Origin of the sequence: Flavisolibacter nicotianae (assembly GCF_003628535.1) — a bacterium.
Taxonomy (GTDB): domain Bacteria; phylum Bacteroidota; class Bacteroidia; order Chitinophagales; family Chitinophagaceae; genus Flavisolibacter; species Flavisolibacter nicotianae.
The window spans coordinates 24,759-38,086 of record NZ_RBCI01000010.1; the positions used below are offsets into that span (position 1 = coordinate 24,759).

A 13,328-nucleotide genomic window follows, 5' to 3' on the forward strand; every position below is an offset into this window, starting at 1 on the left:
TGCCGGAATGCGCAGGGCTTCTCTTTCATGGGGTTTCCGTAAACAGGTTGTCAGGCAGAAACCGGCTTTTCCAGTTCTTTTTCGAGGTTGTGAAAAAACTGCTTTGTCAGCGTGTTGGCCACGCCGCCAATCACACGCTGGCCCATGGAGGCCAGCAGCCCGGATAATTTTACATCACCATCGAAATCGAGTTCCGTTTGCGAGTCGCCAACCGGCACCAATCCGATTTTCACAACGGCGCTGGCATTGCCGATTTTGCTGTTTTGTTGAAGTTTGAGCAAATAACCTTTGTTCTCCGTGATGTCCTCCAGTTGCAGATTGCCGGTAAAAGAACCGCGTACAGGTCCCAGCTTGATATCAAAAACCGATTTAAAACGGTTGTCGCCGACTTTTTCCAGGTTGGTAATACCCGGAACAAGGCGCACCAGTGTATCGGGGTCCATCAACAAAGCCCAGATCTTTGGCGGCGCTGCAGGTAAGACTTGTTTGCCGGAGAGTTGCATACAACTGAAATTATGGTCTGCGTAGAGTAGCGGTTGAATGAGCAAGCTTTTCGGCGTGGTAGGAATTGTATAGTAAGATAATAAAAAAGAAGACATCAAATACGGCAATAACCTGATTCTCTTTTACCCGAAAAAGGGTCAGGAAAAATCCGGGAGAATTGTCCTAATTTGAATTTTGTTCAGGCCTGCGCCGGTTGCCAGCGCTGCTCTGGCTGACAATTTCCATCCGGTAAGGGCAAAACGATTGCAAAAAAAGCCTGCTGCTATGATAACCGCCATCTTCCCTGAATGGCAAAGAAACGTACCATCCATTTCAGAACTTTATTTTCGTGAAGAATGACAAAAGAAATCAATGACATTCTCGCTGCATACGAAGCAGCCAGGGAGGCGGGCCGGCAGACGGCTCTTGCCACCGTTGTACATGTGGAAGGCTCATCTTACCGGCGGCCCGGTGCCCGCATGCTGGTGGAAGACAACGGCAAAATGACGGGGGCCATCAGTGGCGGCTGCCTGGAAGGCGATGCCTTGCGAAAAGCGCTACTGGCCATCAACCAACAACAAAACAAGATTGTGACCTATGACACGCTGCACGAAGATGATATTGAGTTCGGCGTGCAGTTGGGCTGCAACGGTATTGTACACATTTTGTTTGAACCCATCGACCCGGGGCAGGCCAACAACCCGGTTGTATTGCTGGAGAAATCGCATGCGCAACGAAAGGACTGTGTGCTGGTGACCTTGTTTTCGCTAAAAAATTATCATGGTCATCAGCCGGGAACCTGTTTTTTGTATGACAGCGAAACGACGTACAATAAACTCGAAGACAAAAATCTCGAAGCCGAAGTAAAAAGTGATGCAGCAAACGTACTTGCCAACAAGGATTCTTTTTTAAAGCCCTATGGCGATAATGGACTCATGGGCTTTGTTGAGTTGTTGCGGCCTGCGGTTTCGTTGGTCCTCGTTGGCGCCGGCAATGATGTGCTACCAATTGTCGACATGGCAAGCATTTTAGGATGGCCAACAACAATTGTCGATGGTCGGTCAACACATGCTAACACGCACCGGTTTCCGAAAGCAACCAGGATTATCGTTGCGAAACCGCCAGAAGCCATGGAACAAATCCCTTTCGATGAGCAAACCGTATTTGTGCTGATGACCCACAATTACAATTATGACCTGGACATGCTGCGGCTTTTGTTAAATAAAGACTGCCGGTATATCGGTACGTTGGGACCAAAGAAAAGACTGGAACGGATGCTTGCTGAATTAAAGGAACAGGGGATTGACGTCACCGCGGAACAAAGAGCAAAGATCTATGGTCCTACAGGCCTGGACATCGGCGCAGAAGCAGCCGAAGAAATTGCCTTGTCCTTGTTGGCTGAAATAAAAGCCGTGTTGACAGGGCGCCAGGGCAGCTTTTTGCGGGACAGAGCTGAAGGAATTCATGCCCGCTCAGCACTTTCGGTCCACAGGCTATAGACAAAAACGAAATCTTTTCATTATCGCAATGAAGTACGGCAAATAGTTGCACGCTGGTTCTTTGTTTCGCAATACCATTCAAAGCGGCGTTTTGGCACCGGATCTACGATCCATCCTGGGTCCCGGTCTTCTTGATTCTGCCATAACTGTATAATGATGGAGGTGCGATGAGCGTTGATGTCGGCACTTAACAAATTGCCGGGCAAGTAAAGGGGCTATTTTTTACAATAATGCAAAACGATTTTGCGCAACCTGCTAAACAAGTGCGGCAAGCAGTGTTTTTAAACAGGGGTTAAAACATGTACTTTTAGCCAGATGTGCCTGCTTGTATGGGTTAGCATTACTTGCATTCCAATTTTCGGACAAGAACTGTTGTAAAGAAACTTTCTCCCCAAAATGAATTTTGACAAGAGATCCAAATGAAAAGAAAATCGACTAAAATCTGTAACATGAAAACACATCGCTTTGCCCTCTTTTTTGCCAGTCTGCTTGTTGTTTGTTTTTTACAAGCGCAGCCGGTAAAAAAATGGGGACAATTGCAAGTGAAAGGAACGCAGTTGTGTGATGCAAAAGGCAAACCTGTGGTGCTGCGGGGCATGAGCTTTGGCTGGCACAATTTCTGGCCGCGTTTTTTCAACGAAGCCGCCGTAAGCTGGTTGCACAAGGACTGGAATGCAACCGTTGTGCGGGCTGCCATGGGCGTGGAGCCCAAAGGCGGCTATGTGCACGACTCCGCAGGTGCGGTACAAAAAGTAAAGGCTGTTATTGACGGCGCCATCAAAGAGGGTATTTATGTGATCATCGACTGGCATAGCCACAATATTCGGTTGAATGAGGCAAAAACATTTTTTACCCAAATGGCAAAAGCGTACGGCAGCTATCCCAACGTGATCTACGAAATCTTTAACGAGCCCGAACGGCAAAGTTGGGCGGATGTGAAAGCGTATTCAGAAGAACTGGTCAACGTGATCCGGGCTTATGACCCGGATAATGTAATTCTTGTCGGCAGCCCTCATTGGGACCAGGATGTGCACCTTGCCGCCGACCTGCCTTTGCAGGGATTCAGCAACATCATGTACACCCTGCATTTTTATGCAGCCACGCACAAGCAGTCGTTGCGAGACAGGGGTACGTATGCATTGCAAAAGAGCCTGCCGATCTTTATCTCGGAGTCGGCCGGTATGGAAGCAAGTGGCGATGGTCCGCTGAACGAATTAGAGTGGCTGAAATGGATTGACTGGGCGGAGCAAAACAGGATTAGTTGGGTGACCTGGTCGGTGTCTGATAAGGACGAAACCTGCTCGGTACTAAAGCAAACAGCCGCTTCGGAAGGCGGATGGAAAGAGACGGATCTGAAAGAATCTGGTATCAAAACAAGAGCGCTGCTCAGGAAATACAACAAGGGGAAAAACAAATGAAAATTCAACCTCAGACATGAAAAGTGTAAAACAACCTACGTTTCGACTGCTTGCAGCAACTGTGCTTTCGCTGGCTATGTTGTGCACGGCATCAGTTTGCAATGCCCAGGCAACGCCCCGCCGATCCTTGCTTGCCCTGTCAAAAGCCAATCATACACTGGCGATTGTAGACCCTGTAAATTTAGCGGTTGTTGCCCGCATCCCTGTTGGTGAAGACCCGCACGAATTGGTGGCCTCTTCCGACGGGCGGATGGCCTATGTCTGTATTTATGGCGGCGGCAGCTTCCATGAACTGAACGTCATTGATCTTGTTGCACAAAAACCTTTGGCGAACATTGATACGAGACCGCTGTATGGACCGCACGACATAACCTTTGTGAACGGGAAGGCATGGTTTACGGCGGAAGGTTCCAAAGCAATTGGTCGATTTGATCCCGCAACCGGCAAACTTGACTGGAGCATGGGTACGGGGCAGGACCGGACACACATGCTCTACGTGTCTCCCGATGGCAAAAAGATCTACACCACAAACGTTTCTTCCGGCACCGTCAGTATTCTCGTGGACACGTTGCTGCAGCCGGGACCCATGGCACCTCCCGGTGCAAAACCCCGGCAAGAGTGGATCCAGCAGGTCATTCCAACGGCAAGGGGGGCAGAAGGATTCGATGTGTCGCCGGATGGTCACGAATTGTGGACCGCCGCCAGTGACGATGGAACCATCGCTGTCATTGATCTCGATGCAAAAAAACTGGCCGTGAAAATAGAGGCGAAGGCCCTCGGCGCCAACCGGTTGAAGTTTACTCCCGATGGCAGGCTGGTGTTCATTTCCAGTCTGCGAACCGGCGAACTGATTGTTTATGATGCACGATTGCGTACCGAAAGAAAGCGGTTGAAACTTGGCCGGGGCGCAGCCGGCATTCTTATGGACCCCGAAGGTTCCCGTGCATTCGTGGCTTGTTCAGCCGATAATTACGTGGCCATTGTCGATCTGAAAACCCTTGAAGTGACGGGCCGCCTCGACGTGGGTGGGGTGCCCGACGGTCTTGCATGGGCAATCCGGCCTTAGCGCTTTGGCCACTGGAGAACTGGCGTAAGGGGTGTATTCGTGCAAAGCCTTCTTCTTGCCTGAATGGCGCGAATCAATCAAGCCAGGAATCGTCGGTGAAGGGCTTTACCGGGATGAGTTCTATCATGTTTGCCCGCCTTTTAAATCATTGCAACGCCGCTAACAGGGAAGATACCTTTATGCAAATGCATGCTAATGAACCCCTCAATCAACAGGTTGGGTTTCTGGTCGGGACTTTTCGCATTTACAGCAACCCTGGCCTACTGCGTTGTCCAGCTATTGCAGCTTTACGGCGTGCTGGCATACCCGGCCGATGAACGGTTTATTTACGGCACATCCCTCCTGATTGTTCTTCCTTTTTTGCTGGAAATGCTTGCCCTCCATTACGCAACGCCAGGGAACAAGCGGTTCTGGAGCCATGCTGCCCTGCTCTTTTCGGTCTTGTACTCGGTGTTTGTTACAGCGAATTACGTGGTGCAGTTGGCCACGGTTATTCCTTTTACGCTGAAGGGGTCATTGAATGAAATTCGTGTGCTCAGGCAAACTCCGCATTCGATGTTCTGGGACTTCGATGCATTGGGCTACATCTTTATGGGGCTGGCAACTTTTGCTGCGATCCCCGCCTTTGAAAAGCGTGGCTTTCAACGATGGGTGAGAAGGTCGTTTATCGCCAATGCGTGTGTTACCCCCCTGATTTCCGTTGTTTATTTCTATCCCGATTACTCTGACAAACTGTTGCTGCTTGGTTTCCCCTGGGCGATAACCGCACCGCTCTTTATGTTGCTGCTTGCGCTCCGGTTTCGAAAGGATGAACATCGCATTAAAAAGGAGAGCGGGCATAGTCGACCACAGAAGAAAACCGTCTCTGTTCCGGGTGCTACACGATCGATTTAAAAGAGAGCAAGACAGCCGGGGAAAAGCTACAGCGGAAGCTTTTTGTCAGCATTCGGTAATCGACAACAGTCGAACCAAACTAAGTGGAAAACAGAACCGCCATTCGTTTACTTGTACCGCCGATTGTTGTAGCGGCTCATATGGTAACAATGGATATTTGCTTTGCAAAAAGTTCCGGGCTGTCTGGGTGCCTGTCTATTCGTAGTAAAATGGTTGCCACCTATGGAAAAGAAAACCTGTACATAAACCGAGGAAGCCTAAACCTGCAGGTTGTTGCATTTTTTGCAACATGATCGTGTCAATATCCCAGAAATGTTTTGAGTAAGGCCCTGTTGCGGATGGCTAACCGCTTGCCATCGACGCGGATCACCTCCTCGCCGGTGTATTCGTTCAGTACCCGGAAAACCGTTTCGTATGTGGCGCCGACAAAAGAGGCGAGATCCTGGCGGCTGAGGTGAATGTTCAGATAACCGTCCGCTGTTGTTCCGAACTTCTCTTCGAGGGTGAAAATGGCCTGTGCAATCCGCCCCTTGACCGGCATGTGTGCAAGGTTGCGCATATTGCGTTCGCTTTCTTTCAGCTCGCTGGCAAAAAATTGCATCAGCGCATAAAGAAAATCATGATTGACTTTCAGTGATGCCTGGAAAAACGCCAGTTCTACAAAACAAACTGTCGTTGGTTCAATCGCTGTTCCCGATACAGGGTACACCAGCTCCTTTCCGAGTCCGCGGTGGCCAATGATATCTCCCTTCTTCGCAAAGCGTAGGATCAGTTCTTTCTCCTCGCCCCAATGTTTGTGTACCTTGACAGTGCCGTCATAAACAAAAAAGATTCCCTTCACTTCGTCGTCTTCCCGAAAGATCCTTTCGCCTTTTTCAGCCTTGAAAGTGGAACGGTTTGGCGCTACGGCAGGGATCCATTCTTTTTGACACAGGCGGCAGAGCAGGCAGGTTTTTAAATCGCACCCGGCTTTTGTTTTTTTCATACTCTTGTTTTCGCAGCTGAGTAGTAGTAAGCAAAGCAGTTGGTCATGCTTTCTGTCTTTCGCTGCTGGGGATAATGGAAATTGCGTCGGCCAGTGCTGGAGACAGCTTCACCACATCGCCGACGACGATGATAGCGGGGTTGCCTAAACCGGCATACTGGGCTTTAAAAACGATGTCTCTTACAGTGCCGGTTACCATCTTCGCTTTTGGCGTGGTGCCATCCTGGATGATTGCCACCGGGGTTTCGCTTTTCCCATAGCTGGCGAAAACCTCCATGATCTCTTCCAGTTTGCTCATGGCCATCAGGATGACAACGGTTGCCGAAGACCGGGCGGCCAGCCGGATATCATCCGAAATCCGGCCCGACTGCGTTGTGCCGGTTGTCACCCAGAAACTTTCGTTGATCCCTCTCGCCGTTAACGGGATCATCATGGAAGCCGGGACCGCCACTGCGCTCGATATGCCGGGAATAACCTCTACGGCAATGCCCTGTTGTTTTGCGGCTTCTATTTCCTCCAGTGCCCGGCCGAAAACAAAGGGGTCTCCGCCTTTTAACCGCACAATACGCCGGTGCGAAGAAGCGTACTCGATGATCAGTTGATTGATTTCCTGCTGCGAAAGGGCATGGCAGCCATAACGTTTTCCAACGAATTGTTTTATGCACGTGGACCTGGCGTGCAAAAGCAGATCTTCGTTTGCCAATGCATCATACAAAATGACGTCCGCTGCGGCAATCGCTTTAAGCGCCTTTAGCGTGATCAGCTCCGGGTCTCCCGGGCCTGCACCAACCAGTTGAAGGACAGAATTCATAAATTATAAAAAATAATATTTGAAATTTAATTCGCGAATCAGGAATAAAATCAAATTATGAGTCTAAATTTATGATATAAATGATAAAAATATATCTAACTAAATGATGTTTGGCTTAGTTTTTATTAGATATAATAAATAATAATACGATTGCTTGCCAATAATTGGTCATCAAAAAACAAGACGATGAGAATTGTAATTATTGGTAATGGCATGGTCGGTTATAAATTTTGCGAAAAGCTGGTTGGAAAAACGGCACAGGGTTTTGCGATTACTGTTTTTGGTGAAGAAATGCGCCCCGCATACGACCGGGTTCATCTAAGCGATTATTTCGCCGGCAAGTCTGCGCAGGATCTTTTGCTTGCGCCGGCCGAGTGGTATAAAGACAACCATATTACCTTTTATCCCGGCGATCCCGTCCGGTCGATCGATCGGGAGTGCAAAACGGTTTATTCCCATAACGGCATTACGGCAGCGTATGACTACCTGATCCTGGCAACGGGTTCGGCCGCTTTTGTCCCGCCCATTCCCGGTACCGAAAAAGAAGGCGTCTTTCTTTACCGCACAATCGAGGATCTGGAACTGATGACTGCCTGGGCAAAAAGGGCGAAAAAAGGGGCGGTCATCGGCGGCGGGCTTTTAGGCCTGGAAGCCGCCAAGGCCATGCTCGACCTGGGTATTACAGACACCCAGGTTATTGAATTTGCGCCCCGCCTCATGCCCCGGCAAATCGATAGTGCCGGTTCGGAGATCCTGCAAAACAAGTTGCAACGTTTAGGACTGCAGATCCACACCTCTACCAATACCACGGAAATTATCGGTGAACAAAGCATCCGGGCCATGCGTTTTGCGGACGGCACCGAGTTGGATGTGGACATGCTGGTCATCTCCGCCGGTATCAAGCCGAGAGACGAGTTGGCAAAAGCCTGCGGACTGGACGTTGGTCCCCGCGGCGGTATCGTCGTGAACGACCTGTTGCAAACGTCCGACAGGGCCATTTTCGCCATAGGCGAATGTGCTTTACACAACGAAATGATCTATGGCCTGGTGGCGCCGGGCTACGAGATGGCCGATGTCGTTGCTGCCAATCTTACCGGTGGTTCCAAAACCTTTACCGGCTTCGACATGAGTACCAAGCTGAAACTGATTGGCGTGGACGTGGCCAGTTTTGGCGATCCTTTCCTGCAAACCAGGGAAACAAGAACAGTCGTTTTTGAAGACCGGCATAAGGGAATCTACAAGCGCATCAACGTCAGCGAGGACGGGAAATATCTCCTGGGCGGGATTCTTGTTGGCGAAGCCTCGGCGTACAACATGCTGCTGCAAACCTGCAAGAATAAGGTCGTGCTGCCGCCCAATCCCGAAGACCTGATCCTGGGTGCCCGAGGCGGTGAAAGCGACAGTGGCGCCGGGATGACGGGCCTGCCGGATGAAGCCATGATCTGCAGTTGCGAAAACGTAAGCAAAGGCGACATCTGCAACGCGGTGAACGACGGCTGCGAAACCGTTGATGCCATTAAAAAATGCACGAAAGCCGGTACCGGCTGCGGCGGTTGTGTGCCGATGCTGAAAGACCTGATGGTGCATACCATGAAGTCGCAGGGCAAATACATCCGCAATGTTTTGTGTGAACACTTTGATTATGCTCGCCAGGAACTGTTCGACCTCGTTAAAGTAAAAGAATTAAAATCCTTTGATGCCGTTTTGGACACATTGGGCCACGGCGATGGCTGCGAAATTTGCAAGCCGGCCATCGCCTCCATCCTGGCCAGCCTTTGGAACGAGATGATCCTGAAAAAAGGCAACGATGTGGCGCAGGACAGCAACGACCGTTACCTCGCCAACATCCAGAAAGGCGGAACGTATTCGGTGGTTCCCCGCATACCCGGCGGCGAGATTACACCCGAAAAGCTCATTGTCATTGGCCAGATCGCCCAGAAATACAACCTCTATACAAAGATCACCGGCGGGCAGCGCATCGATATGTTTGGTGCGCATGTCAACGACCTTCCACAAATCTGGGAGGAATTGATTGCAGCTGGGTTCGAAAGCGGCCATGCCTACGGCAAAGCCCTGCGTACCGTGAAAAGTTGCGTGGGATCTACCTGGTGCCGTTTTGGCCTGCACGACAGCGTTAGTTTCGCTATCCGCGTGGAAGAGCGGTATCGCGGACTTCGTGCCCCGCACAAAATCAAATCGGCGGTTTCGGGTTGCATCCGCGAATGTGCCGAAGCGCAAAGCAAGGATTTTGGCATTATCGCCTCCGAAAAAGGCTGGAACCTGTACGTGTGCGGAAACGGCGGCTCCAAACCGCAACATGCGCTTTTGCTGGCGCAGGACCTGGATGATGAAACCTGCATCCGCTACATCGACCGCTTCCTGATGTTTTACATCAAAACGGCTGATCCACTGGCGAGAACGGCCACCTGGTTGAACAAAATGGAAGGCGGGATCGATTATCTCCGCAACGTGGTGGTGAACGACAGCCTGGGACTCGCCGAAAACCTGGAAAGAGAAATGCAGTCGCTCGTGGACAATTATACATGCGAGTGGAAAGAGGTGGTGGAAAATCCCGAACTCCGCAAACGCTTTAACCATTTTGTCAATGCTCCCGAGGAAAAAGATCCTACCGTGACGTTTGAACAGCTGCGAGAACAGAAAAAAGCCAGGGAATGGAAATGAGGATGTGAAACGTCAAACGTCAAACGTGAAACCAGTCAGGCAATAAAAAGCATCGTTCACTACTGGTTCTGGTTTCACGGTTCACATTGGACGTGCATTCCCGCATAACGATTCCTTGCTCATAGCGATGATGGAACAATGAACAAACACAGGGACATGCGCCTGCTTGTCTCTTTTGCGTAACCAACAAAAATTCTATCAATATGAGCAACACGCTGATCGCAAACATGACCTGGTTCGCCGCCTGTAAAATTTCCGATGTTCCGCGCAACGGCGGCGTCTGCGTCAAGTACAAAGACGAACAAATTGCACTCTACTATTTTGCCCGGAGGGAAGAATGGTATGCGACGCAAAACCTGTGTCCGCACCGGCAGCAAATGGTGCTGAGCCGCGGTATGATTGGCTCGCAGACCGGTGAGCCGAAAGTGGCCTGTCCCTTTCACAAGAAAACATTTTCGCTGGTCGACGGGCATTGCATGAATGACGATGAATGCGAGAGCATCAAGACGTTTCCCGTGAAAGTGGAGAACAACATTGTGTTTATTGGCGTAGAGGAAGACGACGAATATACTGTCAATAAGTAGGCCCGGGAGATGGCAGTCTCCACGGGCCGTTAGGTTTCAAACGAAGGCGTTCACTTTAAAACCCTCTCAAATCTACATGAAAAAAAGGACCAAAACCTTTCCCCTCGTGCTGCTCGTTAGCAGTGTTTTTTCCCTGCAGGCAACAGCACAGGTGACACTCTCCGGGCAGGTGCGTACTCGCACCGAGTTAAGGGACGGACAAGGCGCCCCGCTGGCCATCGGCGCCAGCCCGGCATTCTTTACATCGCAGCGCACCAGGCTGTCATTTGGCTACAATGCCTACCGGCTGAAGTTTGGCGTAACGGCGCAGGATGTCCGCGTATGGGGACAGGATGTTTCAACCATCAACCGCACAACCACCGCAGACCTGAATGGTTTGATGCTTCACGAGGCCTGGGCTGAGCTGGGCCTGACCGACACCGTTGTAAAAAACAAATCCCTGTGTTTGAAAATCGGACGGCAGGAACTGGTTTACGATGACCAGCGGCTGTTGGGAAACCTCGACTGGCTGCAGCAGGGCCGGCGTCACGATGCAGCTCTGCTGAAGTTCGAGACCGTTCAGTGGATGCTGCACCTGGCTGCTGCATTCAACCAGAACAAAGAAGGCGCATCCGGCACGCTGTACAATAACACGCCGCCCGGCCCCTATGCAGCAACAACCAACGGTGGCAGCATGTACAAAAGCCTTGTGTTTCTGTATGCTGCCAAAAAACTCGAAAAAGGGCATGCTTCGTTTTTATTCCTGAACGATGCGTTTACCGGCTATCACAGCGACCCGGTTACATCCACGAAGGTGTATGACAGCACCACCTGGAGCCGCGCCACGACCGGTTTTTATTTCAACAATAAGTTTAACCGCTTGCTGCTGACCGCGGCGGCCTATTATCAATTCGGCCACACGGCTACGGGGCAAAAACTACAGGCGGAACTCTTTAGCCTGGCAGCCCAATATGCTTTCGGCAAAACGTTCAGCAGCGGTGCCGGTGTTGATTACTACAGCGGCGGCACCAGCGGTAGCACCAGCAATGCCTTCGACCCGTTGTATGGAACGCCGCACAAGTTTGCCGGACTGATTGACTATTTCTATGCGGCCAACGCTTTTGGCAAAAACGGGTTGGTGAATTATTCTCTCAAAAGCCGGTACAGGCCCACAGACAGGCTAACGGTCACGGCTGATCTTCACCAGTTCAACAGTGCGGCAGCCGTAACCGGTTTTGCTACGAAAAACCTGGGGCAGGAAATTGATCTGGTGGGCACCTACGCACTCACCAGGCAAATTGGTCTGGAAGGCGGTTATGCCCGCTATTTTACAACGCCGTTGCTAACATCAGCCGCCGTAAAAAATATTCCCGACGCGAAGCCTTCGGCCAATTGGGCTTACCTGATGATTTCGGTAAAGCCCGAATTCCTTTTCAAATAGAATGCTGCGAATGTTTGCTAGCTGACGATTGCCTTGCCCATTTTCAAATTTCAAAAACACTTTTCATGTCAGCAACAACAAAACCACTTACGCGGTTAACGATATTCTCGCTCCAGGGTGTACAGATGAAAACCTTTCATACCACCTGGCTGATGTTCTTTGTTTGCTTCTTTGGATGGTTTGGCCTGGCACCGCTGATGCCCACCATTCGTGAAGACCTGCACCTGACCAAGTCCCAGATCGGTAACCTGGTCATTGTGTCGGTTTCTTCCACCATCATTGCCCGTTTGGTGATTGGCAAACTGTGCGACACGTGGGGGCCGCGGATCACAGCGATTCGCCTGTTGCTGGTAGGGGCCATCCCGGTTTTTCTCGTTGGCCTCGCCAAAGACTATACGACATTTTTATTGTTTCGTGCCGCCATCGGTTTAATCGGGGCATCGTTTGTGGTGACGCAGTTTCATACCTCGATGATGTTCGCCAAAAACATCAAGGGAACAGCCAACGCCGTTGCCGGTGGCTGGGGCAACCTGGGTGGCGGGGTCACCAACATGGTGATGCCCCTGATATTTGCAACCATTGTCGGAATGGGTTACACCAAAAGTGAGGCATGGCGCTATGCGATGATCGTTCCCGGTGTGATGATGCTCGCCGTTGCTTTCCTTTATTACAAATTCACCAAAGACACACCGGCCGGCAACTACAAGGAAATTGGCCATACAGAGTCCACGCAGGAAAAAACAGATTACCGCATCCTCGCCGACTGGCGAATCTGGTCTCTTGCACTGGCCTACGCCATGTGTTTTGGGATGGAAATCACCTTCGACAACGTGGCGTCTTTGCACTTCGTCGATACGTTTGGCCTGTCGCAATCATCTGCCGGTTTTTGGGCGGGGGTGTTTGGCTTCATGAACATTTTTGCCCGTGCCCTGGGCGGCATCGTTTCAGACAAGGCCGGCAGTCGCTTCGGAATGAAGGGAAAGGGCTTGTTGCTTGGTTTGATGCTGCTGCTCGAAGGCGTCGGGATCGTGTTGTTTGCAAGGGCTGGATCGTTTCCGCTGGCCATTGCGAGCATGTTGACGTTTGCGCTTTTCCTGAAGATGGCCAACGGCGCAACCTACGGGATCGTGCCGTTTATCAACGAAAAAAATGTTGGTCTTGTCAGCGGGATCGTGGGCGCCGGCGGAAATCTCGGCGGGATGATGTTTGGCTTTCTCTTCAAAAGTAAAGCGCTGACCTACGTCGACGCATTTACCTATATCGGTTTTGCTGCCATGCTTGTTTCCGGTGTAGTGTTGATCACCCGGTTTAAAAAGAGCGAGGCAGCCGAACTGGTGTTGGCGGAAAAAGAAGTGGCAGTGGCTTGAATGTCTGAACCTGGATTGGGTGGATTGATAGGATTAAAATGGAAATGGAACCAGCTTATAGCAGCAAAAGTTTTTTCAAGCAGAAGAGATTTATCGTTTCCTTTTCATCCAGCCGAATC

The 13,328-nt window shown here is 50.7% G+C and carries 11 protein-coding genes; 8 read left to right on the top strand and 3 right to left on the bottom strand.

Translation table 11 applies throughout. From position 1 onward, the window contains the following. Positions 1-50 precede the first annotated feature (50 nt). Positions 51-503, bottom strand: a complete 453-nt coding sequence (locus D6024_RS20280; RefSeq protein WP_121356597.1) for a CoxG family protein — start codon at positions 501-503, stop codon at positions 51-53. A gap of 336 nt (positions 504-839) precedes the next feature. On the opposite strand from D6024_RS20280, the gene D6024_RS20285 reads away from it, so the two are divergent. From D6024_RS20285 to D6024_RS20300, 4 genes are all read left to right on the top strand, one after another. Next, positions 840-1,982: an XdhC family protein gene (locus tag D6024_RS20285; protein WP_121356598.1), complete on the top strand. Its 1,143-nt coding sequence runs from the start codon at positions 840-842 to the stop codon at positions 1,980-1,982. Positions 1,983-2,431: 449 nt separating this feature from the next. Next, on the top strand, positions 2,432-3,400 hold the full coding sequence (locus tag D6024_RS20290; RefSeq protein WP_121356599.1) for a glycoside hydrolase family 5 protein: 969 nt from the start codon (positions 2,432-2,434) through the stop codon (positions 3,398-3,400). A 16-nt stretch (positions 3,401-3,416) separates the two neighbouring features. Next, on the top strand, positions 3,417-4,466 hold the full coding sequence (locus D6024_RS20295) for a YncE family protein (RefSeq protein WP_121356600.1): 1,050 nt from the start codon (positions 3,417-3,419) through the stop codon (positions 4,464-4,466). Between the two features lie 195 nt (positions 4,467-4,661). Continuing rightward, positions 4,662-5,360 (top strand): hypothetical protein, encoded by a 699-nt coding sequence (locus D6024_RS20300; protein ID WP_205573333.1) that lies wholly within the window; start codon positions 4,662-4,664, stop codon positions 5,358-5,360. 298 nt (positions 5,361-5,658) lie between these two features. Here D6024_RS20300 and D6024_RS20305 read toward each other — a convergent pair whose 3' ends face one another. Then, positions 5,659-6,345, bottom strand: a complete 687-nt coding sequence (locus tag D6024_RS20305; protein ID WP_121356601.1) for a Crp/Fnr family transcriptional regulator — start codon at positions 6,343-6,345, stop codon at positions 5,659-5,661. 43 nt (positions 6,346-6,388) lie between these two features. Next, positions 6,389-7,156, bottom strand: coding sequence for a uroporphyrinogen-III C-methyltransferase (gene cobA / locus D6024_RS20310; protein WP_121356602.1), 768 nt, complete (start codon positions 7,154-7,156; stop codon positions 6,389-6,391). A 186-nt stretch (positions 7,157-7,342) separates the two neighbouring features. Between cobA and nirB the strand changes: the two genes are divergently transcribed. The 4 genes from nirB (at position 7,343) to D6024_RS20330 (ending at position 13,209) form a co-directional block, all read left to right on the top strand. Next, positions 7,343-9,838 carry a nitrite reductase large subunit NirB gene (nirB, locus tag D6024_RS20315; protein WP_121356603.1) on the top strand — a complete coding sequence of 832 codons (2,496 nt, stop codon included), beginning with the start codon at positions 7,343-7,345 and terminating at the stop codon, positions 9,836-9,838. Between the two features lie 203 nt (positions 9,839-10,041). Continuing rightward, complete coding sequence (gene nirD, locus D6024_RS20320) at positions 10,042-10,422, top strand: nitrite reductase small subunit NirD (protein WP_121356604.1); 381 nt, start codon at positions 10,042-10,044, stop codon at positions 10,420-10,422. A gap of 76 nt (positions 10,423-10,498) precedes the next feature. Beyond that, positions 10,499-11,842, top strand: a complete 1,344-nt coding sequence (locus tag D6024_RS20325) for an alginate export family protein (protein ID WP_121356605.1) — start codon at positions 10,499-10,501, stop codon at positions 11,840-11,842. Positions 11,843-11,907: 65 nt separating this feature from the next. Beyond that, positions 11,908-13,209, top strand: a complete 1,302-nt coding sequence (locus D6024_RS20330) for a NarK family nitrate/nitrite MFS transporter (RefSeq protein ID WP_121356606.1) — start codon at positions 11,908-11,910, stop codon at positions 13,207-13,209. The last annotated feature ends 119 nt before the right edge of the window (positions 13,210-13,328 follow it).

What these genes read in the sequence shown, in the direction of transcription:
- D6024_RS20325 (WP_121356605.1), top strand. Translation starts at nt 10,499, where the DNA reads ATGAAAAAAAGGACCAAAACCTTTCCCCTCGTGCTGCTCGTTAGCAGT.
- D6024_RS20280 (WP_121356597.1), bottom strand. Translation starts at nt 503, where the DNA reads ATGCAACTCTCCGGCAAACAAGTCTTACCTGCAGCGCCGCCAAAGATC.
- D6024_RS20295 (WP_121356600.1), top strand. Translation starts at nt 3,417, where the DNA reads ATGAAAAGTGTAAAACAACCTACGTTTCGACTGCTTGCAGCAACTGTG.
- D6024_RS20305 (WP_121356601.1), bottom strand. Translation starts at nt 6,345, where the DNA reads ATGAAAAAAACAAAAGCCGGGTGCGATTTAAAAACCTGCCTGCTCTGC.
- nirB (WP_121356603.1), top strand. Translation starts at nt 7,343, where the DNA reads ATGAGAATTGTAATTATTGGTAATGGCATGGTCGGTTATAAATTTTGC.
- nirD (WP_121356604.1), top strand. Translation starts at nt 10,042, where the DNA reads ATGAGCAACACGCTGATCGCAAACATGACCTGGTTCGCCGCCTGTAAA.
- D6024_RS20300 (WP_205573333.1), top strand. Translation starts at nt 4,662, where the DNA reads ATGAACCCCTCAATCAACAGGTTGGGTTTCTGGTCGGGACTTTTCGCA.
- cobA (WP_121356602.1), bottom strand. Translation starts at nt 7,156, where the DNA reads ATGAATTCTGTCCTTCAACTGGTTGGTGCAGGCCCGGGAGACCCGGAG.
- D6024_RS20285 (WP_121356598.1), top strand. Translation starts at nt 840, where the DNA reads ATGACAAAAGAAATCAATGACATTCTCGCTGCATACGAAGCAGCCAGG.
- D6024_RS20290 (WP_121356599.1), top strand. Translation starts at nt 2,432, where the DNA reads ATGAAAACACATCGCTTTGCCCTCTTTTTTGCCAGTCTGCTTGTTGTT.
- D6024_RS20330 (WP_121356606.1), top strand. Translation starts at nt 11,908, where the DNA reads ATGTCAGCAACAACAAAACCACTTACGCGGTTAACGATATTCTCGCTC.